The following is a 22136-nucleotide window of genomic DNA, read 5'->3' on the forward strand; positions in this document are numbered from 1 at the left end:
CAGAGTAGGTGTTTGTGAAGGGGTGCACAAATCGCGATCTTGAAAGCTCGCGACGCGCCTTCACCTGCCCCTCCATTCCCGCAAGATCGATCAACCGCGTCTCTCGGCGGCGCATGGCGATTATTGCTCAATCCAGACTTCCCCGACCAATCGCGCGGGTCTCGTAGCGCTCCGTGACCGGCGTGGCGAGGCCAGTCTCACGTTTTCGAGTAGGGAGAACCCCACCCCGAACAGGCCAGCGTGCGGGATGGGTCGGCGGGGCGCGCACCCATAGCCTCGAATCATGACCGCCGCACCACTCGCCACCGCGCCCACTCCCCTGTCCCCCGTCCGCGGGCTCCTGCGCCGCCTCGCCCGCGACACCACCTACGTACTCGTGGGCTTCCCGCTGGCGATCGTCAGCTTCGTGCTGGCAGTGGTGGGGATCTCACTCAGCGCCGGGCTGCTGGTGACCACGCTCGGCCTGCCGATCCTCGCCGGCTTCCTCTACGCGGCCCGTGGGCTGGCCGACATCGAGCGGCTCCGGCTCGCCGGGGTGCAGGACCGGCCCCGGGTACGCCCGGTCTACCGCCGGCCGGAGCCGGGTGCCGGCTTCTGGCGCCGGGTGTTCACCCCGATCCGGGACGCGCAGTCGTGGCTCGACCTGCTGCACGCCTTCGTCCGGCTGCTCGTGGCGGTGCCCACGTTCGTGCTGCTCGTGGTCTGGTGGGTGCTGGCCCTCGGCGGCACCCTCTACATCGCGTACGACTGGGCCATCCCGCGCGGCGCGGACGACCAGGACCTGAGCCAGCTCCTCGGGATGGGCGACGGCCCCGGCGCGCGGATCGCCCTGAACACCGCGATCGGGCTGTTCGCCCTGTTCACCCTCCCGCTGGTGGCGCGCGGGTGCGCCCGGCTCCAGGCCGGGCTGGCGTACTCGCTGCTCACCGGCGTGGCCGAGATGCGGCAGCGGATCGTCACGCTGGAGGAGCAGAAGCGGGCCGCCGCCTCGGCCGAGGCGGTCGCGCTGCGCCGGCTGGAGCGCGACATCCACGACGGCCCGCAGCAGCGGCTGGTCCGGCTCGCCATGGACCTCGGCCGGGCCCGCCACCAGCTCGCCGCCGACCCGGAGGCGGCCCGGCAGACGCTCGACGAGGCGGTCGCGCAGACCCGGGAGACGCTGGACGAGCTGCGTGCTCTGTCCCGGGGCATCGCGCCGCCGATCCTGGTCGACCGGGGCCTGCCCAGCGCGCTCGCCGCACTCGCGGCCCGCGCCCTGGTGCCCACCGAGCTGACCGTGGACGACGACCTGGGCACCGCCGCCGGGCGGCTCGACCCGGGACTGGAGAGCACCGCGTACTTCGTGGTGGCCGAGGCCCTGACGAACGTCTCGAAGCACAGCCGGGCGAACACCTGCCGGGTGGAGGTAACCCGGAAGGTGGGCCGGCTGGAGATCACCGTCACCGACGACGGGACCGGCGGCGCGCACCTGGCCAAGGGGCACGGGCTCAGCGGCATCGCCGACCGGGTCCGGGCGGCGGGCGGCACCCTGGAGGTGGCCAGCCCGGCCGGCGGCCCGACCCGGATCCACGCCGAACTGCCGAGGTGACCCGGTTCGCCCGCACTCCGGGCCGTCGCGCGGTGGCGCGGCGCGCCCGGCGTCCGGGCCGCCGGGCGGCCACCGGGTCCGGGCGTGATAGACACCGGACCCATGCGGGTGGTGATCGCGGACGACGCCGTACTGCTCCGGGAGGGGCTGGTCCGGCTGCTGACCGAGTACGGGCACGAGGTGGTGGCGGCCGTCGGTGACGGTGAGGCGCTGGTCGAGGCGGTGGTGGCGCACCGGCCCGACGTGTCGGTGGTGGACGTGCGGATGCCGCCGTCACACACCGACGAGGGACTGCGCGCCGCGGTGGAGGCCCGCCGCCGGGCGCCGGGCACACCGATCCTGGTGCTGTCCCAGTACGTCGAGGTGTCGTACGCCGACGACCTGCTGGACACCGCGGGCGGGGGCGGCGGCGGGATCGGCTACCTGCTCAAGGACCGGGTCGCCGCGATCGACGAGTTCCTCGACGGCCTGGCCCGGGTGGCGGCCGGCGGAACCGTGCTCGACCCGGAGGTGATCAGCCAGTTGCTGGTCCGGCGGCGGCGCGACGACCCGCTGGCGTCGCTGACCCCGCGCGAGCGCGAGGTGCTGGCGCTGATGGCCGAGGGCCGCTCGAACACCGCCGTCGCCCGCGCGCTCGTGGTGAGCGACGGTGCGGTCGAGAAGCACGTCCGCAACATCTTCACCAAGCTCGGCCTGCCCCCGGACGCGACCACCCACCACCGCCGCGTGCTGGCCGTCCTGACCCACCTGCGCGCCTGACCGGGCCGGTCAGGCGAGCGTGCGGGCCAGCGTCACCGCCTCGGTGAGCGTGTCGGCGGCCGGGTGGCCGCTGCCGCGCAGCCGGTCCGGGTCGGACAGGCCGCCGGTGTAGAGGACGCAGCGGGCGCCGACCGAGGCGGCCGCGTCGGCGTCGTCGAGCGAGTCACCGATCAGCACCACCTCGTGCCCGCCCAGCCCCAGCTCCGCCAGGTGCTTCTCCAGCCACTCGGCCTTGTGCCCGCCGCCGACCGTGGCGCGCAGCCCGTCCACCCGGCGGAAGTGCGGGGTCAGCCCGTACGTGTGCACGGTCGGCACCAGCTCGTCGTGGAACCACATGGACAGCAGCGACTGGCTGCCCTTCCAGGACTCGATCGCGGTGGTGGCGTCGGCGGCCAGGGCGCAGGTGGTCAGCCCGGCCCGGTACGCGTCGTGGAAGACCCGGTCGAGCGTTCCGAACGCCTCGGCGTCCACGGCCCGGCCGAGCATCTCGGCGTAGTAGTCGGCGATCGGCCGCCGGAACCGGACCCGGTGCTCGGCGGCGGTGACCGCCGGCCCGCCGGCGCTGGCGAAGGCGACGTTCGTGGCCTGGACCACCAGGTCGAGGTCGTCGAGGAGCGTTCCGTTCCAGTCCCACACGAGGTGGCGTCGCATACCCGTCACCCGAGCACCATAGTGCTAGAGCTGCGGCGTGGTCAGATCGCGCAGCAGCCGGTCCTCCTCGACCCGCCAGTAGCCGTGCTCCTTGCCGTCGAGCAGCACCACAGGCAGCCGGTCGCCGTAGTCGCGCTCCATCTCCAGGTCGCCTGTGACGTCGCGCTCCACCCAGCGGTCGCCGGTGACCGCCACCACCCGGTCGAGCGCGGCCTTCGCGTCGTCGCACAGGTGGCAGCCGGGCCGGGTGATCAGGATGAGCCTCGGGTCACTGGACATCGGATACCTCCGTGCGGATCTCGGTCGGCGAGGCCGGCGACGGCACCGCGGGCGCCGGGCGCAGCTCGGTCTTGCGTACCTTCCCGATCGCCGAGTACGGCAGGCTGTCGACGAACTCGACGGCGGTCGGGCACTTGAACCGGGCCAGGTTACGCGCGCAGTGGGCGAGCAGGTCCTCCGCCGTCACCGGCGGACCGGCCGCCCGGACCACGTACGCCCGCACAGTCTCGCCGGTCCGCGGGTGCGGCACACCGAGGACCGCCGACTCGGCCACGCCGGGGTGCGCCCGGAGCACCAGCTCCACCTCGTGCGGGTAGACGTTGAAGCCGTTGACCAGGATCAGCTCGCCGAGCCGGTCGACCAGGAACAGGTCACCGTCGCCGTCGGCGTACGCCACGTCGCCGGTGGGCCACCAGCCGTCCGGGTCCGGCCCGCCCCGCCCGTCCGGCCAGTAACCGGCGAACAGGTTCGGGCCGCGTACCACGATCTGGCCGGGGTCGGTGCCGGTCGGCTCGTCGGAGAGATCCATCTCGTCCTCGTCGGGGGCGTCGGCCGGCACCCCGTCGCGCCACAGCTCGGTGCCGTCGGACCCGACCAGGCGCAGCCCGACGCCGGGCAGCGGGCGGCCGATCGAACCCGGTTTCGGCTCGCCGCCGACGAGCGTCGAGGTGAGCACGGGCGCGGTCTCGGTGAGCCCGTAGCCGACGTGCACCGGATGCCCGGTCAGCTCGGTGAAGCGCGCGCCGGCCGCGAGCGGCAGCGGCGCCGCGCCGCACACCGCGACGCGTACCGAGGCGAGCGCCGCGGCTGGGTCACGCTCCGCCTCGGCCCAGGTCAGGAACATCGACGGTACGCCGACGAGCACTGTGACGCGGTGCCGGGCGATGTCGTCCAGCGCACCGGCCGGGCCAGGCTCGTCGACGAGCACACCTGTCGCGCCGTGCCGCACGACGGCACCGAGTGCGGAGTTCAGCCCGTACGCGTGGAACAGCGGAAGGGCGAGCAGCACGACGTCGCCGGGGCCGACCACAGGCGGTTCGATGCGGTCGACCTGGTCGTGGTTGGCGGCGAGCGCCCGGTGCGGCAGCATCGCGCCCTTGGGCCGGCCCTCGGTGCCGGAGGTGTAGAGCAGGACGGCGAGGTCGTCGCCGGAACGGGCCGGGAACCGGGGCGGGGTGTCGTCGCCGGCCGCCGGCGGAGCGGTGTGCACGGCACGCAGCTCGGGCAGTTCGGCCGGGTCCACGCGGCCGGTCACCTCGGGCGCGCCGACGAGCACGGCGGCGCCGGAGTCGGCGAGGACGTGCCGCAGCTCGCGGGCGGTCAGCGTGGGGTTGACAGGTACGGCCACCAGGCCGGCCCGGAGCGCGGCGAGGCAGGTGACCACGAAGTCGGGGGTGTTGCCGAACGCGATCGCCACCCGGGGCGGGTGGCCGGTTCGGTCGGCCGGCGGCGCGTCGGCGAGCAGCGCGCGGGCGGTGGCGGTGACCGCGTCGTCCAGCTCGGACCAGGTCAGCGTCCGGTCGCGCCAGTGCAGCGCGGCCCGGTCGCCCCGCTGCGTGGCGGCGTGGCGGAGCCGGTCGGCGAGGTTCGGCGCGGAGCTTTCGGCGGCGTCCTGCACGGTGGCTGAGTCTGGCACAGCGGTGCCCGACAGGCCATGCCCGGACACGGCGCCGGGTCCGCCGCACGGGACTGCAATTGCCGTAGGGTGGGATTCCTAGCCACGGGATGAGGATCTCCGCCGGTACCCGGGCGGACAGCCGGAAGCGACCGGGCCGCACCGCTGCCGCGACACGCCGAGCGAAAAGAAAATCGGCTCCGACCAGGACTTTCCATTGCGGACCAGGTTCCGGCGCGAAAGTCAACCACACGCGACGGACAACCGGTCCGCCATGTGTGCGACCTGGCGGGAAATACTTCCGCTCTGTGTAACGGACTTGCCACGCGTGGGTGACGTTGGCCCTATCATCACTCGGGTCGGCTCACCCCATTTGCCGTGAGTCGACACCCCTCAGCCCGAGGAGGCCCCCGTGCCCGTGAGCGCATTGGACCAGCACCTCAAGGGGATCTGCCGCCCGCCGGCACGTCCCGACCCGGCCGTGCCCGACCGGGTGTTACCCGGTCCTCCGGCGCGGTCACTGTCCGCTCGGCCTGGGGAGGCGCGGTGACCACCTTCGGTTACGCCGAACGACCGGCCGGCGTCACCGGCCCGGCCCAGCGCAACCCGCTCAACGAGCGCGCGGACCCCGGCCCCCGGGGCGCCGACGGCCAGCTCGCGGTACGCGGTGACGGGCGGCGCGTCCGCAGCCGCGCGCACCACACGAACGAGGCACCGCCCCGCCCCGCGTCCCCGGTCGGCAACGCGAAGCCCGCGACCGGCCGCCTGGGCAGCCCGGCCCGCCCGGCCATGCCGGCCCAGGCGCGACGCGGCGACGCGGCGACCGGGGCCGAGCCGTCCGCCGCCGAGACAGCGGTCCTGCCGGCGGTGACCACCGGTGACACCGCCGTCCTGCCCGCCGTGCCGGCCGCCGCGCCCGCCACCGGCTTCCCCAGCCGCCCCGACCCGTCCGACCCGGCCACCGAGGTGTGGACGCTGGTCGAGCGCGCGCAGGCGGGCGAGTCCGAGGCGTTCGGGCTGATCTACGACAGGTACGTCGACACCGTCTTCCGGTTCGTCTACTTCCGCGTCGGCAACCGCCAGCTCGCCGAGGACCTCACCTCCGACACGTTCCTGCGGGCGCTCAAGCGGATCGGCAGCTTCACCTGGCAGGGGCGCGACCTCGGCGCCTGGCTGGTCACCATCGCCCGCAACCTGGTCGCCGACCACTTCAAGTCCGGGCGCTACCGGCTGGAGGTCACCACCGGTGACGTCCTGGACGCCGACCGGGAGGACCGCGGCCCCGAGGGCAGCCCCGAGGCGGCGGTGGTGGAGCACATCACGAACGTCGCCCTGCTCACCGCCGTCAAGCAGCTCAACCCGGAGCAGCAGGAGTGCATCGTCCTGCGGTTCCTCCAGGGCTTCTCGGTGGCCGAGACGGCCCGCGCCATGGGCAAGAACGAGGGCGCCATCAAGGCCCTGCAGTACCGGGCGGTCCGGGCGCTGGCCCGGCTGCTGCCCGACGGCTTCCACTCCTGACGGTCCCGACCCGGCCGGCGCACGCTCGCCGGGCGGTGTCGCATGCCCGACGTACCCCCACCCGCCCCTCACTCCCGGTGATTTCGCCGCCGCCCCAGCCGTAACCGGCGACCGGCGCGGTCCGTTTCTCCGGGTGCGACCAGTGGTTGTCCCGGCGTCCCCCGGGCCACCCGGTCCGGCGGGTCAGGTCGGCCGTTCCGGTCGGCCCGGGCCACACGCTGCCACCGGTCGCTGGTGACGACGACGGCCGCCCGGCCGTGACCAGCGAGAGGGGGTGCCGCGGTGGACAGCGACCTCTTCTCCCGTCGGCGAGCCGAGCGCTTCGCGCAACTCCTCGACGAGGCCAACGGCGGACGCCGGCACCACGTCCGGTCCAAGGCGGACGGTGAACTCACCGCACTCGTCGAGGTGAGCCGCCGGATCACCGCCGAGCGGCCCGACGTCGAGGTGGACGCCGAGTTCCGTACCGGCCTGCGGGCGATGCTCGTGGCCACCGCCGACCGCGAGGGCGTCGGCGCTCCGGACAAGACCGGCATCTCCGGCGTACGCGGTGCGCTGCTACCGGCCATCACCGGCCGCCGGGCGCGGGCCCGGGGCGCGATCCTGGTCGGCGTGGCCGCCGGGGCGGTCGCCCTCTCCGGCATCTCCGCCGCCAGCGAGAACGCGCTGCCCGGTGACGCCCTGTACGGCATGAAGCGCTCCACGGAGCGCGCCCAGCTCGCGCTCGCCAGCTCGGACATCAGCCGTGGGCAGCTCTTCCTCGACTTCGCCCGCACCCGGCTCGACGAGGCCGCCTCGGTGCGCGACGACCGGCTCGGTTTCAGTGCCGTCCTGGACGACATGGACGCGGACACCCGCCAGGGCGTACGCCTGCTGACCACTGTCGCCGCACAGCGCTCCGACCCGACGGCGCTGGACGCGGTGGACACCTTCCTCGCCGGCCAGCGCCGGGTGGTCAGCGGCCTGCTCGACCGGCCCGACCACGCCGACCGGGACCGCACCCGCCGCTCGCTGTCCCTGCTCGACGCGGCCGGCAAGCGCGCCGACGCGCTCCGCGAGGCGATCGCCTGCGGGCTGCCCGCGCCGCAGGCCAGCGACATGCTCGGGCCCGCTCCGTCCACCTGCCCGGCCGGCCGCTGAGCGGTCGACGCCTACCGCGCCACACTTCGCCCGGCGGACACCCGGCCGTCACACCGTGCCGGATACGCTCGACTCGGAGCACGTACGCGTCGTCGAGGCAGGGAGGTCGCCGTGGCCGGGAGCCGGAAGGTGACCGTCAGCACCGACGCGCACGGGCACACCGCGGGCTGGTCGGAGACCCCCTCGGCGCCGGCGACCACAGTCACGCCCGACCCCGCCGCCGCCGCGTTCTTCGACGTGGACAACACGATGATGCAGGGCGCGTCGATCTACTGGTTCGCCCGCGGGCTGGCCGCCCGGAAGTACTTCACCACCGGGGACCTGGCCCGGTTCGCCTGGCAGCAGGCCCGGTTCCGGCTGCTCGCCACCGAACACGCGGGCGACATGTCGCAGGCCAAGGAGGCCGCGCTCGCCTTCGTCCAGGGCTGGCGGGTCGACGACATGGAACGCCTCACCGACGAGATCTTCGACGAGCTGATGGCACCGCGCATCTGGGCCGGCACCCGTCGCCTGGCCCAGCGTCACCTCGACGCGGGCGAGCGGGTCTGGCTGGTCAGCGCCGCACCGGTGGAGATCGGCCGGGTGATCGCGGCCCGGCTCGGCCTGACCGGCGCGATCGGCACTGTGGCCGAGGTGGTCGACGGCGCGTACACCGGGCGGCTGGTCGGTGACCTGATGCACGGGCCGGCGAAGGCCGAGGCGGTCACCCAGCTCGCCGCCGTGGAAGGGCTGGACCTGGCCCGGTGCGCCGCCTACAGCGACTCGGCGAACGACCTGCCGATGCTCTGCGCGGTCGGCCGCGCGGTCGCCGTCAACCCCGATCCGGCGCTGCTGCGGCAGGCCCGCGAGCGGGGCTGGGACGTGCGCGACTTCCGCTCCGGGCGGCGGGCCGTACGCATCGCCGTGCCCTCCACCGCGGCCGCCGGGCTGCTCGCCGGCGCGGTCACTGCCGGCCTGGCGCTGCACCGGCGCCGCCACCGCGACGCCTGACCGGCGCGGCCCGGCTCAAGGGCCGAACGGGTCCGGCCGGCGTTCGAGCAGCTTGTGCAGCGTCTGCTGGATCGTCTCCCGCACCTGGTCGGCGAGGTTGAACACCACGAGCGGGTCGTCCGCCGCGTCGCGCAGGTGCGCGGTCGGGATCGGCGGGCAGAACTCGATCAGCCACTTGCTCGGCAGCGGCACCATGCCCAGCGGCCCCAACCAGGGGAACGTCGGCGTGACCGGGAAGTACGGCAGTTTGAGCAGCCGGGCCAGCGGCTTGATGTCGGCGAGCATCGGATAGATCTCCTCGCCGCCGACGATCGCCACCGGCACGATCGGCGTGCCGGTGCGCAGCGCGGCGGAGACGAACCCGCCCCGGCCGAAGCGCTGGAGCTTGTAGCGGTCGGCGTAGAGCTTGCCGACGCCCTTGAAGCCCTCCGGGAACACGCCCACCAGTTCCCCGTTGCCGAGCAGCCGCTCCGCGTCCGGGTTGCACGCGACGGTGCCGCCGGTCTTGCGGGCTATCTCGGAGACGACGGGCATCCGGAAGACCAGGTCGGCGCCGAGCAGCCGCAGGTAGCGGTGCGCCGGGTGCCGGTCGTGCAGCGCGGCGGAGAGAATCAGCGCGTCGATCGCCACGGTGCCGGAGTGGTTGCCGACGACGAGACCGGCACCCTCGTCGGGCACGTGCTCGATGCCGGTGACCTCGGTGCGGAACCAGTCCCGGTAGAGCAGCCGGACCAGCGGGTGGACCACCGCGTCGGTCAGGTCGGGGTCGAAGCCGAACTCGTCGACCTCGTAGTCGCCGGCGAGCCGCCGCCGCAGGAACGCCAGCCCCTGGGCCACCTTGCGGTCCCAGCGGTCCCCCGGCCGGTCGGCCACCGCCGGCCCGTTCGGCGTCTCACCGGCCGGCTTGCTCCCGGCCGTCGGCTCAGCCACTGCCTTCTTCGCCACCGCTTTCTTGGCGACAGCCTTCTTGGCGACGGTCTTCTTGGCGACCGTCTTCCTCGCCGGCTGGTGGGGCGTGGCCGGGCCCGGAACGCCCGCGCCGCCCGGCTCGTCGGCGGAGGTGTCCGGCTCGTCCGGCGCCGCGGCCGGGCGGGCGGACGGCGCGGTCACCCGGCGGTGCCCGTTGCGCCGCGCCGGCTCCGCGCCCGGATCCGGCACACCCAGCGGTACGTCGAAGCGCCCGTCACGCCGCTCGTCGGGGCTGCTCACGAACGCTCCCGTACGGTCGAGCGGACCTGCCGGATGCTCTCCAGCACCAACTGCTCGGCGGCGGCGAGCTGATCGCGGGTGACCACGACGCCGCCGTGGTGGGCGCGGATGAAGTCCTCGAACGCGGCGGCGGTCGAGCGGGGCGTGAAGCCGTACTCCCGCTCCAGCCGGCTGGTGTCCACCACCCGACCGTGTACGAAGAGGTCCACCTGGTCCAGGCCGTACCGGCCGAAGCCCAGGCTGCGGGCGATCGCGGCGACCCCGGCCAGGCCCGGTTCCAGCACCGGCACCGCCACCCGGCCGGCCCGGCGGATCGCCTGCGACAACGACAGCACCCCCGGCCCGGCGACGTTGTACGTGCCCGGATGGTCCTCGGCGACCGACCGGTGCAGCACCTCCAGCGCGTCGTCGAAGTGCACGAACTGCAGGCGCGGGTCGCGGCCGAAGACGGTGGGCACCACCGGCTGGGAGAAGTAGCGGGTGAGCGTGGTGTCGGCGGCGTACCCGATGAACGGCGCGAAGCGCAGCACCGTCGCGGTGACGTCGGCCCGGCGGCGGCGGAACCCGCGGACGTACCCCTCGATGTCGAGGATGTCGCGGCCGAAACCGCCGCGCGGCACCTCGCGCGGCTCGGTCTCCTCGGTGAAGACGGCCGGATCGCGGAACGACACCCCGTACGCGGCGGTGGACGAGCGGACCACGAGCTTGCGCAGCCGGGGCGCGCGCTGCGCGGCGGCGAGCAGCTGCATGGTGCCGATGACGTTCTGTTCCTTCATCCCCGCCCGGCCACCCTGCTGCGGGTCGGGGGCGGTGACGAGCGCCAGGTGCACCACCGTGTCGACGTCGAGGTCGTGCAGGAGGCCGCCGAGCGAGTCGAGGTCCAGGCGGATCCGTTCGACGTCGGAGAGCAGGTCGGTCAGCTCGGGGTTGGGTGGTGCCGGATCGACCCCGATGACGCGCTCGATCCGCTCGTCGGCGGCGAGCCGGGCGGCCACGTGGGCGCCGAGCCAGCGGCCGACCCCGGTGACGACGACGACCCCCGGGGCACCGGAGGTGTCACCGGGGGTCATGTCGTGCGCCTAGCGCGGCAGGCGGGATCGAGCCGGGACGTCCACGGCCTGATCACCTGAGCCTCCGAGGGTCGACAGTTGGCAAGTGGTGCCGGGTGCCGGGCCAGTGCCCGGCCCCGGTCACTTGCCGAGACGGCGACGCTGGACGCGGGTCTTGCGCAGCAGCTTGCGGTGCTTCTTCTTAGCCATGCGCTTGCGGCGCTTCTTGACCACCGAGCCCATACGACAGCCTTTCGATGCAACGTGCGGGGCGGACCGGACGGCACCACCGCGGGTGGCGCCGTGACCGCTTGCGGACAACGGACCGGACCAGCGTGGTGGGCAGGGCACACCAGAGGGCGGTCACGGTCGTGGCCCAGCCTAACCGGAGTGCGTCATCAGGACCAACGCGCCCCCGTCGATGCCCCTTTTCGTCGCACTCGGCGTACCGGCGCGCCGAGGGCTCAGGCGGACTCCTGGAAGGCGCCCCGGAGGTATTCGTGCACGGCGTGCTCGGGCACCCGGAACGACCTGCCCACCCGTACCGCGGTCAGCTCACCGCTGTGCACGAGGCGGTAGACGGTCATCTTGGAGACCCGCATGACCGTCGCCACCTCGGCGACGGTCAGGAACCTGACATCCGACAGCCGTGCGTCGGACTGCGACCCGGCCATGGCTCACCGACCCATTCCCGTGCCCGGCGCGTGTCACCGGGCAGGTGTTCCCGCCTCGACGAGCGACGCGCGTGTAACCAGTACGGTAGCGGGACGGCTGTGACCTGCGCGATCCCTTCCACCCTTTGATCATGGCGAGGCAGCCGTTCACCCGATGTCCACCAGGGCTTTTTCGCCCGGACGGGTGTCTCGTCCGATCCGGCTACTCGGCGCGCAGCGCCACCACCGGGTCGAGCCGTCCGGCCCGCTGCGCCGGCACCACGCCGAAGACGATGCCGACCGCCGCGGAGACGCCGAACGCCAGCGCCAGCGACCACCAGGTGATCGCCGCCGGGATCGGCGAGAACGCGTCCACGAGCAGCGCGGTGCCCACGCCCAGCGCCATCCCGGTCAGGCCGCCGACCGATGTGAGCAGCACCGCCTCCAGCAGGAACTGCACGCCGATGTCGCGGGGGCGGGCGCCGACCGCCTTGCGCAGGCCGATCTCGCGGGTCCGCTCGCGTACCGAGACCAGCATGATGTTGGAGACACCGACGCCGCCGACGAGCAGCGAGATGCCCGCGATGGCGGCCAGCACGCCGGTCAGGACACCCAGGATGTCGCCGAGCACGCCGAGGATCTGCCGCTGGGTGACGGCGCTGAACTCGGTGTCCGGGTGCCGGCGGGACAGCTCCGCGACGATCCGGTCACCGAGTTCGTCGATCCGCTCCCGGTCGGGGGCCTTCACCGCGATGCCGTCGATGCGCTGGGTGCCCCACAGCCGTTGCGCCGCCGTCACCGGTACGTGCACCTCGTCGTCCCGGTCCACGCCGAGGCTCTGCCCGAGCGGGGCGAAGACGCCGATCACCCGGAACCGCACCCCGGCCAGCGTGACCTGCTGGCCGAGCGGATCCCGGTCGGGGAAGAGCGCCCGGGCCACCGAGTCGCCGAGCACCGCCACCCGGCGGCTGGTGTCCACGTCCGCCCCGGTGAGGTAGCGGCCCCGCGACAGCGACCTGGTGAACACCGACGGGGTGGTCTCCAGGACGCCCTGCACGGTGGTGAAGTCGGACCGGTTGCCGGCCCGCGCGGTAGCGCCGGAGGCCACCGTGACGGCGACCCTGCCAGGGTCGCCGACCACCCGGGAGACCGCGTCGGCGTCGCTGAGGTCCAGCGGCGAGACCACGGGCGCGTTGCCCACCTCGATCCGGCCCGGCACCACCAGCAGCAGGTTCGAGCCGAGCCCTTCGACCTGCTGCTCGACCTGCTGTTTCGTACCGGTACCGATGGCCACCAGGATCACCACCGAGGCCACCCCGATGATCACCCCGAGCATGGTCAGCAGGCTGCGCATCCGGTTGGCCCGCAGCGCGTCCGACGCCACCCGCCACGCCTCGGCCAGCCTCATCCGGCGTCGCCCTGCTGACGGCCGCCTGCGGCCCGGGGCCGCTCCCCGGCCCGCGGAAGGCGCCCGGTGGCCCCGGTGGCGCCACCGGGGCCACCGGGCGGGTGCCCCGGGCCGCTTCCGGACGCGGACCGGGGCTCCGCGCTGGGAGCGGGGTCCAGTGTCGCAGGTACGCCGGAGCCGTCCGACGGCGGTCGATCATGAAGGCTGTCGGACCGGATCAGCCCGTCCCGCACCGCGATGCGCCGGTGTGCCCGGGCGGCCACCTCCTGGTCGTGGGTCACCATCACCAGCGCCACCCCGGACTCGGCGTTCAGCCGTTCCAGCAGTTCCAGCACCGCCTCGCCGGTGGCGCTGTCCAGGTTGCCGGTCGGCTCGTCGGCGAGCAGCACCGCCGGTTCGGTGACCAGCGCGCGGGCGATCGCCACCCGCTGCTGCTCGCCGCCGGAGAGCTGGTTGGGCCGGTGGTGCAGCCGGTGGCCGAGCCCGACCCGGCCCAGCATCGCCGCCGCCCGCTCCCGCCGCTGCCGCGCCCCGACGCCCCGGTAGACGAGCGGCAACGCCACGTTGTCCACTGCCGACGTACGGGCCAGCAGGTGGAACGCCTGGAACACGAAGCCGATCGTCTCGTTGCGCAGCGTCGCCAGCTCCGGCGCGGTGAGCGTGGTCACGTCCCGCCCGCCGATCACCAGCCGGCCGCCGCTGGGCCGGTCCAGCCCGCCGAGCAGGTGCATGAGCGTCGACTTGCCCGAGCCGGACGGGCCGATCACCGCCACGTACTCGCCCTGGTCGATGGTGAGCGACACCCCGCGCAGCGCGGACACCGAGACACCGTCCAGCTCGTACGTGCGCCAGACGTCGACCGCCTCGACCGCCGGTACGGTCACGGGAGTTCCTGGCCGTCGCGCACCTGGTCGGCGCCGCGCACCACCACCCGGTCACCGGCCCGTACGCCGTCGACGATCTGCACCAGGTCCTGCCCCTGCACGCCCACCGTCACCGGCACCCGGTCGGCCCGGCCGTCCCGCAGCACCCAGACCGCGTCCCGCCCGTCGGCGGAGAACACCGCCGACGCCGGCACCGCCACCGCGTCGGCGGCCTCCCGCACCCGCAGCCGCACCACGGCGTTCATACCCGGCCGTGGGGCCGGAGCGGCCTCGGCCTCACCGAGCCGGCCGGCGCCCAGGTCGAGACGGACGCGGTAGGTGACGCCGCCCCGGGCCGAGCTGGTCGGCAGCACGTCGACCGAACGCACAGTCGCGTCGTACGTCGCGCCGGTCACCGCGTCCAGTTCGACCGACGCGGGCACCCCGGCCCGGACCAGCAGCACGTCGGTCTCGTCCACCTCGGCGAGCAGGCCGAGCCGGCCGATGTCCACAACTGTGAGCACCGGCGTGCCGGCGGTGACCCGGCCACCGGCCGGGATCGCGTCGTCCACCCCCGGCGGCGGGCCACCCTGCCCACCACTGCCCGGCGCCGACGGGTCGAGACCGGGCACCGCCGCGCCACCCGCCGCACCGAGCAGCCCGGCCAGGTCGGCCGGAGCCACCGCCCGGGTGCCGCCCGGCTGCACCACACCGGCGATCGGCGCACGCAACGTCAACGCGTCCACAGTCGCCTTCGCCAGGTCGTACGCCTGCTGGGCCTGGAGTCGTTGCGCGGCCGACAGCGCGCCGACGGCGCTGTTCAGGCCGGCGACCCCGCGCTGCACCTGGGCCACGGCCCGGTCGGCGGCGCGGGCGGCCGACTCGTACTGCCGCTGCGCCGACTGGACCTGGAGCAGCAGCGCGGCGCGTACCCGCGGATCGCCGACCTTGCCGGCGGCGGCGCGGGCGGCGGCGAACGCCTCGTCCGCGGCCCGGTCGGTGCCGCGCCGGCTGCCACCCAGGTCGCCGGTGCCGGCACCCCGCCCGGCCCGCTTCGCCGCGCGCAGCGCGTCCCGCGCCTTCGCCAGGCGGTCCCGGGCCGGCTGTGAGTCGATCACCGCGAGTACCTGTCCCCGGCTCACCCGCTGCCCCGGCTGCACCCGCAGACCTGCGAGCGTGCCGTCGGCGGGGGCGGTGAGGGTGGCCGCGGCCCGCGCGGTGACTGTGGCCGGGGCGTCGATCACCTCGCTGACCGGCGCGCGGCCCACCTCGGCGACTGCGACAGCCGGGGCGTCGTCCCCGCAGGACGCGGCGGTCGTGCCGGTCAGCGCGACGACGGCGAGCACCGCGGTGACGAGACGGGGGCGGCGGGCCGCGGGCAGCCGCGGCGAGGGAGTGCGGGCCACCCGGCCCATGCTACGACCCGTCGACAGGCGTCGACGGGTCAGCCGACGACGGCCCGCACGTAGGCCACGCAGTCGTCGTGCAGCATCGACCACGGGTCGCCGAACACCTCGTCGGCGGCCTGCTCCGGGGTCCGGCCCTGATGCACCACGGCCCGGTAGAAGTCCAGCATCCGCTGCTCGCCGTACCTGTCGACCAGATGGCGTACGGCCAGGTAGCCGACGCCGTACGCGCCGCCGACCCGGTCGTCGCTCGCGTCGTCGGCGGGCGCCACCGCCTCCAGCCGCCCGGACCAGCCGCCGCGCAGCAGGTCCCGCACCTCGGCCAGGCCGTCGTAGCGGTGCACGGGCTGGCCGTCGGCACCGGCGTACTCGGCCAGCCCCTCCACCAGCCACCAGTCCGCGCGGTCGGCATAGCCCCGGTCGGGCAGCGAGGCGGCGTGGGTCAGCTCGTGCCGGAGCAGGTCGTCCATGCCGGCCGAGGTGACGATCTGGGCGTTGAGCACCACGTCGTGGCGCCCGCCCCCGACACCCACGGCGTAACCGGCTGTCCATTTCGGCCGCCCGCCGCCGTACCAGCGCTGCCACTCGCCCTTCCCGGCGTAGTAGACGAGGTACCGGTCCGGCGGGCTGCCGCCGACCGCGTACCGGTCCGCGGCCCGGGCCGCGGCCTCGGCCTGGGCGAGCAGGCCGGGCAACTTGCGCCGCTGGGCCGGCGTGGTGGCCACCACGACCCGCTTGCCGACCGTCACGGCCAGGTCGTCCGCCTGCCACGGCCGTACACCGGCCGGGTCCGCCTCGGACGGTTCCAGCGCGGTCAGCCGGGGTTCCTCCCCCGTCAGCCGCCAGCGCGCGCCCAGCTCCACAGTGCTCGGCCCGCAGTCCGGTACCACGAAGCAGTAGCCCACAGTCACCGTCTGCCGCCACTCCCCCGGCCGCCCCTCGACGGCCTCCGGCACCCCGTCGGCCGCCGGCCGCCACACGGTGACCCGCAGCGCCCGCAGCGAGGCGTACCGGCGGCTCAGCGCCGGACGGGCCGCCGGCTCGGCGATCGTGAGGAAGCCGGCCCGGTCCGCGCCGACCAGCGCGGCGGCCTGCCGGTCCAGCAGCGCGAGCATCCGCTCGCCGAGCCGCCGCTGCGCCGCCGTGCCCGGGTCGGCGTTCGCGGCCGACCGCCCGGCCGCGTCAGGCGCCGACTCCCGCAGGAGTACGCCGGGCACCACCCCCGCCACCAGGCCGAGCGCGAGTCCGAGCGCGGTCCAGAGCAGCCACCGCCGTCGTCCCCGCACCGCCCGCGTCTCCGCCTGGCTCGGCTGCGCCGGCGGTACGGGGTACGGGGCCGGACCGGCGGCGGGGTGCGACGACGCCTCATCCGGTGCCGGTGCCGGTGCCGGTGCGATGGTGTCGACGGCGGGGTCCAGGCTGGCGGGGGTGGCGGCGCTGTCGGCGCCGGCATCGGCGGTGTGGGCGGCGTCGGCGCGGGTGTCGTCAGGTTCGCCGTCGGCGTCGGCGCTGAGGTTGTCGGCGACCGCGTCGGCGGCGGGGTCGGCGCCGGCGTAGACGGCGCTCGTGTCGGCGGCATCGACGGTGGGACGAGGCTCGTCGCCGTCAGTCGTCCGGCCGGGAGGCTGCTCGTCGCCGTCGGTCACCGGCGAAGGGTACGACCAATCGGGCGTTCCGGGAAAGAGTCCCGCCGCTGTTCCGCCCCGCTCCGAGATCTTGGTAGGAAAGTGCCCCGGCGGGGCCGGATCCGTCCAGGATCTCTCAGATCGGGGTGCCGGTCAGCGTCAACGCGGTCTTGTCTGCCGCCCACAGGGCCACCAGGGCCACTCCCGGGGCCGCGTGGCCGGCCAGGGTCAGCAGCACGCCGCCGGTCAGGAAGCAGGCGGCCTGGACGGCGAGCTTGGCCGGGTCGGGCAGCGTCACGGCGGCACGCGGCGAGCAGAACAGGCCCCACATCACGGCGATCACCAGCGGCGTGCCGAGCCCGGCCAGCAGGCGTACCGGCCAGCCGGCGCCGAGCGTGAAGCCCCAGTGTCCGGCCGAGCCCAGCAGGGCCAGTTCCAGCAGGAAGATCACACCGAGCAGCAGCGCCTTCATCGGCTCTCCCAGGAGAGGTAGGCGCGGTCCAGGCCGGCGATCATCTCGCCGAAGGAACGGTCGGTGTCGCGGGGCAGCCCGAATCCGCCCGCCGCCTCCAGCGCGACGAAGCCGTGCACGGCGGCCCGGAACATCCGGATGGCGTCGGTGGCGGCGTCGCCGTCGAGGCCGTACCCGAGCAGGATGGCGCGGACCGCGCCGACCGCGCGCTGCCCGGCGGCCAGGTGGTCGGGGTCGGCCGGGTCGGGTGCCCGCTGGGCGGCCGGGTAGCGGCCGGGGTGCTGCCGCGCATACTCCCGGTAGGCGGCGGCGACGGCACGCAACGCGTCGCCACCGGAGCGGCCCCCGGCGGCGGCCGTGAGCACGTCGGCGATCTCGGCGGTGGCGAGCACGGCGAGCTTCTGGTGCAGCGCGTCCGCGCCCCGGACGTGCTTGTAGAGGCTCGGCAGCGCGACACCGAGCCGGGCGGCGAGCGCGGCCAGGGTCAGCTTCTCGTAGCCGACCTCGTCGGCGAGCGCGGCGGCCTCCCGCACGACAGTCGCCGGGGTCAGGCCCGCCCTAGGCACCGGTGGTCACCGCCAGGAACTCGACCAGGCCGACGGCGGTGGCGTCGGGCTGGTCGGCGTGCGGGTAGTGCCCGGAGTCGGCGACCATGCGCGCCTCGGCGACGGCGAACAGCCGGCGCGCGGCCCGCGCCTCGGCGCCCGGGTCGGGGAAGTCCGGATCCTTCGTGCCCATCAGCACCAGCACCGGCCGGCGCACCTCCGGTGCCCGCGCCGTCCAGTGCGGGTCGGCCGGCGCGATCACGCCGCGCACCGCGGCCATCCGCCCGCGCAGCTTGGCGACCAGCTCCTTGCGGTACGCGGCGTCGTCCGCCGGCCGTCCGCAGGGGAACAGCGTGCTGTGGAACAGCCCGAACAGCCGGGGGCTACGCAGGACTGCCGCCTGCGCCACACGCATCAGCGGGTTCGGCTTGGGCGTGCCGACGAACGGGCTGACCTGCACGATGCCGCTGACCAGGTCGGGCGCCTCGGCGGCGGCGAAGACCACGGCGGCGGCGCTGGACGAGCTGCCGACCAGGGTGGCGGGCTCGCCGCCGAGCGCCCGCACCACGGCGAGCAGGTCGCCGCCGACCTGCTCCGGGGCGTACGTGGGCCAGTGCGGGCTCGAGTCGCCGTGCCCGCGTACGTCGACCGCTGCGACCCGGTAGCCGGCCGTGACGAGCCGGGGCGTCAGGTGGCGGAAGGCCGCCCGGTTCTCCCCCATGCCGTGCGAGAGGACCACGAGCGGTCCTGTCCCGTGCGCCTCGTACGCGATCGTGCCGCCGTCCCGCACCACCTGGCTAACCGTCATAGCTTTAAAGCTAATGTCATTAGCCAACCGCCGTCAAGCTTGACCTCGACCCGGGATGAGGTCGCACGATCCCGGGCATGCCGATCACCGCCGACACCCACGTACGCCTCGCCCGCCCGAGCCGCGACCTCGCCGCCGCCGAACGGTTCTGGACGCAAGGACTGGGCCTGGACGTCCTCTACCGGAACGAGGGCGGTCACGCGGACGAGCACGACCTGGTGATGCTCGGGTTGCCCGGGGCGGGCTGGCACCTGGAGCTGGTCGGCGGCACGACGCTCGCGGTCGAGCCGCGTCCCACCGGGGAGGACCTGTTAGTGCTCTACCTCGACGGTCCGGCCGACGACGAGCTGGTCCCGAGACTGGAAGGGGCCGGCGGGACCAGGGTCTCCGCCGGCCCGTACTGGGACAGGTGGGGTGTCGCGTTCGCCGACCCGGACGGCTACCGCCTCGTGCTGTGCACCCGGGCCTGGTCGAACGACTGACTCACTTCTTCGACAGCACCGCGCGGCCGAAGAACGCCAGGTTGGCCGGACGCTCCGCGAGCCGGCGCATCAGGTAGCCGTACCACTGGTCGCCGTAGGGGACGTACGTCCGCACCGTGTAGCCCTCGCCGACCAGGCGCTGCTGCTCCTCCGGGCGGATGCCGTAGAGCATCTGGAACTCGAACCGGCCCGGATCGCGGTCGAACCAGCGCGCCCGGTCCTCGCCGATCGCGATCAGCCGGGGGTCGTGCGTGGCGAGCATCGGGTAGCCGTCGCCGGACATCAGCACGTTCATGCAGCGCACGTACGACTTGTCCACCTCGCGGGCGGACTGGTACGCCACCGACTCCGGCTCCTTGTACGCACCCTTGCACAGCCGCACCCGCGACCCGGCTGAGGCCAGCTCCCGGCAGTCCGACTCGGTCCGCCGCAGGTACGCCTGGAGCACCGCGCCCGTGCCCGGGTGGTCCTTGCGCAGCTTCGCCAGGATGTCCAGCGTCGAGTCGGTGGTGGTGTGGTCCTCCATGTCCAGCGTGACAGTGGTGCCCGCCGCGTCGGCCGCCGCGCAGATCGCCCGCGCGTTGTCGTACGCGAGCTGCTCGTCGAACATCTGGCCCAGCGCGGACAGCTTCACGCTGACCTCGGCGGCCGGGGTGAGCCCGGCGGCGGCGAGGCGGCTCAGCAGCGCGAGGTACTCGTCCCGGGTGGCGTTCGCCTGCTCCGGGCTGGTGGTGTCCTCGCCCAGGTAGTCGAGGGTGACCGCTTGGCCGTCGGCGACGAGCTCGCGGGTGGCGCGCAGCGCGTCGTCGGTGGCGGCGCCGGCGACGAACCGGCGGACGACGTCCCGGGTGAACGGGGCCGTCGCGACGAGCCGCTCCACCTGGGAAGACCGGGAGGCGGCGAGGATGACGGAACGGAGCATGAGCCGAGCGTAACGCTCACCACCGGGCCCCCGCCGGGTGCGTCCGGGGCCCGCTCCGTCCCGCCCTCCGGCCTGGGCCGGGCACCCCCGGCTGGCGGGGATCGGCTACAACGTTCACGTGGATCGACGACACCCCCGGCGCCGGCTCCGCTCGGCCTCCGTGCAGCTCGGCGCGCTGACCGCGCTGGCCCTCGCGCTCTCCGGCTGCAACAACGGTTACGACGACGACGATGACGACTGCGCGCTCGGACCGGCCGGCGGGGGCGGCGACACAGTCGCGGTCGCCCTGCGCGTGCCCGCACCGGCCACCGCCGCGCGCGGCGAGCCCGCTCCGACCGCCGCGCTGCCCGAGCGCGGCGGCTTCGGCACCCACCTCGCCTCCTGCGGCGGCTGACGTGCGCCGCGAGGCGAGCACGCCGCGCCCCGGCTGGGACGAGACCATCCGGGCCCAGGGCCTGGTGTACGTGGACACCGAGCTGCCCGACGGCGAGATCATGTCGTACTGGGACGAGACGGCGGCGTACGCCTTCACGCTGGACGAGGTGCTCCGGCTGGAGGAGGCCACGGAGGAGCTGCACCGGATGTCGGTGGCCGCCGCCGAGCACGTGGTGGCCCGCCGCCGGTACGCCGAGTTCGGCATCCCCGAGTGGGCCGCCGAGGCGGTCGCCCGCTCGCTGCGGGAGTCCCCGCCGACGCTCTACGGCCGGTTCGACCTCTGGTACGACGGCAGCGGGCCGCCGAAGATGCTGGAGTACAACGCCGACACCCCGACCGCGCTGGTCGAGGCGAGCATCGTGCAGTGGTACTGGCTGGAGCACACCCGCCCGGACGCGGACCAGTGGAACAGCCTGCACGAGCGGCTGGTCGGCGCCTGGGCCAAGATCGGCGCCGGGCTGCACGAGCCGCGGGCGCACGTGCTCTGGTCCTCCGAGGAGGAGTCGGGCGAGGACCAGATCACCGCCGGCTACCTGGCCGAGACGGCCCGCCAGGCCGGACTGGACGTGACGCTCATGCCGATCCAGCGGGTCGGCTGGGACGGGCGGCGCTTCGTCGACGCCGGCGACCGGCCGATCACCACCTGTTTCAAGCTCTACCCCTGGGAGTGGATGCTGGCCGAGCCGTACGGGCGCCCGGCGCTCGACCCGGGCACGCCCACGACCTGGATCGAGCCGGCCTGGAAGCTGCTGCTGTCGAACAAGGCGCTGCTCGCCGTGCTCTGGGAGATGTACCCGGGGCACGACTACCTGCTCCCCGCGTACCTGGACTCACCGCGCGGCATGACCGAGTACGTGGCCAAGCCGCTGCTCGGCCGGGAGGGCGGCTCGGTACGCATCGTGACCGGCGACACGGAGATCACCAACCCGGGGATCTACGGCGACGAGGGCTTCTGCTTCCAGGAGTTCCGCGCGTTGCCCGAGTTCGAGGGCAACCGGACGGTCCTCGGGAGCTGGATCGTGGATGGCGGGTCGGCCGGCGCCGGGGTCCGCGAGAGCGAGAGCCTCATCACTGACGGTTACGCGCGGTTCCTGCCCCACTACATCGACGCACCGCGTGTGCTCTGAGTCGTCTACCGTTGGTGTCGTGAACTTCGACGCGTACGCCCGGACCGGGGTCGAGCTCGTCAACGCCCGGCTGGACGACCTGGACGGCCTGCGGGCCGTCTTCTCGGACGAGCAGGGCTGGATGCGCGACGAGGTCGCGGAACGGGACCTGGCGATCTTCCGGCGGGCGCAGAAGCGCCTCCGGGACGTCTTCGAGTACGGCACCTCGGGCCGGGACGCCGACGCGGTCGCCGAGCTGAACGCGATGCTGGAGGCGTTCCCGGTGCAGCCGCGCATCTCCGGGCACGACTCCTCCGACTGGCACATGCACGTGACCAGCCGGGGCGCGTCGGTCTCCTCCGAATACCTGGCCGGCGCGGTCTGGGGCCTGTCGGTGTGGCTCTGCGAGTACGGCAGCGCCCGCTTCGGGGTCTGCGCCGACGACCGCTGCGGCAACGTCTACCTGGACACCTCGTCCAACTGCTGCCGGCGGTTCTGCTCCGAGCGCTGCGCCACCCGCTCCCACGTGGCAGCGCACCGGGCCCGCAAGCGGGCCGCGGTCGGCGAGCAGGCCGTCCCGGCGCAGCCGCTGTCCCCGGTGAGCTGACCTCCG

24 protein-coding genes are annotated in these 22136 nt (G+C 74.4%); 9 read left to right on the plus strand and 15 right to left on the minus strand.

Annotation, left to right across the window (positions count from 1 at the left end; genetic code table 11):
- The first annotated feature begins 283 nt into the window (after positions 1-283).
- Entirely contained in the window at positions 284-1588 is a 1305-nt protein-coding gene (locus O7622_RS01630; RefSeq protein WP_282311535.1) for a sensor histidine kinase, read from the plus strand.
- Between the two features lie 102 nt (positions 1589-1690).
- On the plus strand, positions 1691-2347 hold the full coding sequence (locus O7622_RS01635; protein ID WP_282311536.1) for a response regulator transcription factor: 657 nt from the start codon (positions 1691-1693) through the stop codon (positions 2345-2347).
- A gap of 9 nt (positions 2348-2356) precedes the next feature.
- Here the strand turns inward: O7622_RS01635 and O7622_RS01640 are convergent, their stop codons facing one another.
- From O7622_RS01640 to O7622_RS01650, 3 genes are read right to left on the minus strand one after another with little or no spacing between them, the layout of a single operon-like run.
- The gene (locus O7622_RS01640; RefSeq protein WP_282311537.1) at positions 2357-2998 is read right to left on the minus strand and encodes an HAD hydrolase-like protein; all 642 of its coding nucleotides are present in this window, start codon (positions 2996-2998) and stop codon (positions 2357-2359) included.
- 24 nt (positions 2999-3022) lie between these two features.
- Positions 3023-3277, minus strand: a complete 255-nt coding sequence (locus O7622_RS01645; RefSeq protein WP_013288752.1) for a glutaredoxin family protein — start codon at positions 3275-3277, stop codon at positions 3023-3025.
- A complete protein-coding gene (locus tag O7622_RS01650) occupies positions 3267-4943 on the minus strand; it encodes an AMP-binding protein (protein WP_282311538.1) in 1677 nt (558 codons plus the stop codon). The genes O7622_RS01645 and O7622_RS01650 overlap by 11 nt, the downstream gene beginning before the upstream one ends.
- A 495-nt stretch (positions 4944-5438) precedes the next feature.
- On the opposite strand from O7622_RS01650, the gene O7622_RS01655 reads away from it, so the two are divergent.
- From O7622_RS01655 to O7622_RS01665, 3 genes are all read left to right on the plus strand, one after another.
- Positions 5439-6410 (plus strand): ECF subfamily RNA polymerase sigma factor, BldN family, encoded by a 972-nt coding sequence (locus tag O7622_RS01655; protein WP_282311539.1) that lies wholly within the window; start codon positions 5439-5441, stop codon positions 6408-6410.
- Positions 6411-6692: 282 nt separating this feature from the next.
- Positions 6693-7550, plus strand: a complete 858-nt coding sequence (locus O7622_RS01660) for a DUF5667 domain-containing protein (RefSeq protein WP_282311540.1) — start codon at positions 6693-6695, stop codon at positions 7548-7550.
- A gap of 111 nt (positions 7551-7661) precedes the next feature.
- On the plus strand, positions 7662-8540 hold the full coding sequence (locus tag O7622_RS01665; protein ID WP_282311541.1) for an HAD-IB family hydrolase: 879 nt from the start codon (positions 7662-7664) through the stop codon (positions 8538-8540).
- A 15-nt stretch (positions 8541-8555) separates the two neighbouring features.
- On the opposite strand, the gene O7622_RS01670 is transcribed toward O7622_RS01665, so the two are convergent.
- The 11 genes from O7622_RS01670 to O7622_RS01720 form a co-directional block, all read right to left on the minus strand.
- On the minus strand, positions 8556-9413 hold the full coding sequence (locus tag O7622_RS01670; protein WP_282314004.1) for a lysophospholipid acyltransferase family protein: 858 nt from the start codon (positions 9411-9413) through the stop codon (positions 8556-8558).
- Positions 9414-9745: 332 nt separating this feature from the next.
- Complete coding sequence (locus O7622_RS01675; protein ID WP_282311542.1) at positions 9746-10819, minus strand: NAD-dependent epimerase/dehydratase family protein; 1074 nt, start codon at positions 10817-10819, stop codon at positions 9746-9748.
- Between the two features lie 120 nt (positions 10820-10939).
- Positions 10940-11041, minus strand: coding sequence for an AURKAIP1/COX24 domain-containing protein (locus tag O7622_RS01680; RefSeq protein ID WP_007465623.1), 102 nt, complete (start codon positions 11039-11041; stop codon positions 10940-10942).
- A gap of 221 nt (positions 11042-11262) precedes the next feature.
- Positions 11263-11472: a helix-turn-helix domain-containing protein gene (locus O7622_RS01685; protein WP_013288759.1), complete on the minus strand. Its 210-nt coding sequence runs from the start codon at positions 11470-11472 to the stop codon at positions 11263-11265.
- Between the two features lie 202 nt (positions 11473-11674).
- On the minus strand, positions 11675-12859 hold the full coding sequence (locus O7622_RS01690; RefSeq protein ID WP_013288760.1) for an ABC transporter permease: 1185 nt from the start codon (positions 12857-12859) through the stop codon (positions 11675-11677).
- Entirely contained in the window at positions 12856-13743 is an 888-nt protein-coding gene (locus O7622_RS01695) for an ABC transporter ATP-binding protein (RefSeq protein ID WP_282311543.1), read from the minus strand. The genes O7622_RS01690 and O7622_RS01695 overlap by 4 nt, the downstream gene beginning before the upstream one ends.
- Entirely contained in the window at positions 13740-15137 is a 1398-nt protein-coding gene (locus O7622_RS01700; protein ID WP_282311544.1) for an efflux RND transporter periplasmic adaptor subunit, read from the minus strand. The genes O7622_RS01695 and O7622_RS01700 overlap by 4 nt, the downstream gene beginning before the upstream one ends.
- Positions 15138-15166: 29 nt before the next feature.
- Positions 15167-16774, minus strand: coding sequence for a hypothetical protein (locus O7622_RS01705; protein WP_282311545.1), 1608 nt, complete (start codon positions 16772-16774; stop codon positions 15167-15169).
- 115 nt (positions 16775-16889) lie between these two features.
- Positions 16890-17225, minus strand: a complete 336-nt coding sequence (locus tag O7622_RS01710; protein ID WP_282311546.1) for a YrdB family protein — start codon at positions 17223-17225, stop codon at positions 16890-16892.
- Positions 17222-17791, minus strand: a complete 570-nt coding sequence (locus O7622_RS01715; protein ID WP_282311547.1) for a TetR-like C-terminal domain-containing protein — start codon at positions 17789-17791, stop codon at positions 17222-17224. The genes O7622_RS01710 and O7622_RS01715 overlap by 4 nt, the downstream gene beginning before the upstream one ends.
- A complete protein-coding gene (locus tag O7622_RS01720) occupies positions 17784-18578 on the minus strand; it encodes an alpha/beta hydrolase (RefSeq protein WP_282311548.1) in 795 nt (264 codons plus the stop codon). The genes O7622_RS01715 and O7622_RS01720 overlap by 8 nt, the downstream gene beginning before the upstream one ends.
- 77 nt (positions 18579-18655) lie before the next feature.
- On the opposite strand from O7622_RS01720, the gene O7622_RS01725 reads away from it, so the two are divergent.
- Positions 18656-19060 (plus strand): VOC family protein, encoded by a 405-nt coding sequence (locus tag O7622_RS01725; protein ID WP_282311549.1) that lies wholly within the window; start codon positions 18656-18658, stop codon positions 19058-19060.
- Position 19061: 1 nt separating this feature from the next.
- Here O7622_RS01725 and O7622_RS01730 read toward each other — a convergent pair whose 3' ends face one another.
- Positions 19062-19982 (minus strand): proline dehydrogenase family protein, encoded by a 921-nt coding sequence (locus O7622_RS01730; protein WP_282311550.1) that lies wholly within the window; start codon positions 19980-19982, stop codon positions 19062-19064.
- A gap of 118 nt (positions 19983-20100) precedes the next feature.
- Between O7622_RS01730 and O7622_RS01735 the strand changes: the two genes are divergently transcribed.
- Genes O7622_RS01735 through O7622_RS01745 form a run of 3 tightly spaced genes read left to right on the plus strand, consistent with a single transcriptional unit; the run spans position 20101 to position 22130 of the window.
- Entirely contained in the window at positions 20101-20376 is a 276-nt protein-coding gene (locus O7622_RS01735; protein WP_225853304.1) for a hypothetical protein, read from the plus strand.
- Between the two features lies 1 nt (position 20377).
- On the plus strand, positions 20378-21544 hold the full coding sequence (locus O7622_RS01740) for a glutathionylspermidine synthase family protein (protein ID WP_282311551.1): 1167 nt from the start codon (positions 20378-20380) through the stop codon (positions 21542-21544).
- A 19-nt stretch (positions 21545-21563) separates the two neighbouring features.
- A complete protein-coding gene (locus tag O7622_RS01745; RefSeq protein ID WP_282311552.1) occupies positions 21564-22130 on the plus strand; it encodes a CGNR zinc finger domain-containing protein in 567 nt (188 codons plus the stop codon).
- Positions 22131-22136 lie beyond the last annotated feature (6 nt).

The organism is Micromonospora sp. WMMD1076, from assembly GCF_029581475.1.
In the GTDB taxonomy this organism is placed as follows: Bacteria; Actinomycetota; Actinomycetes; order Mycobacteriales; family Micromonosporaceae; genus Micromonospora; species Micromonospora aurantiaca.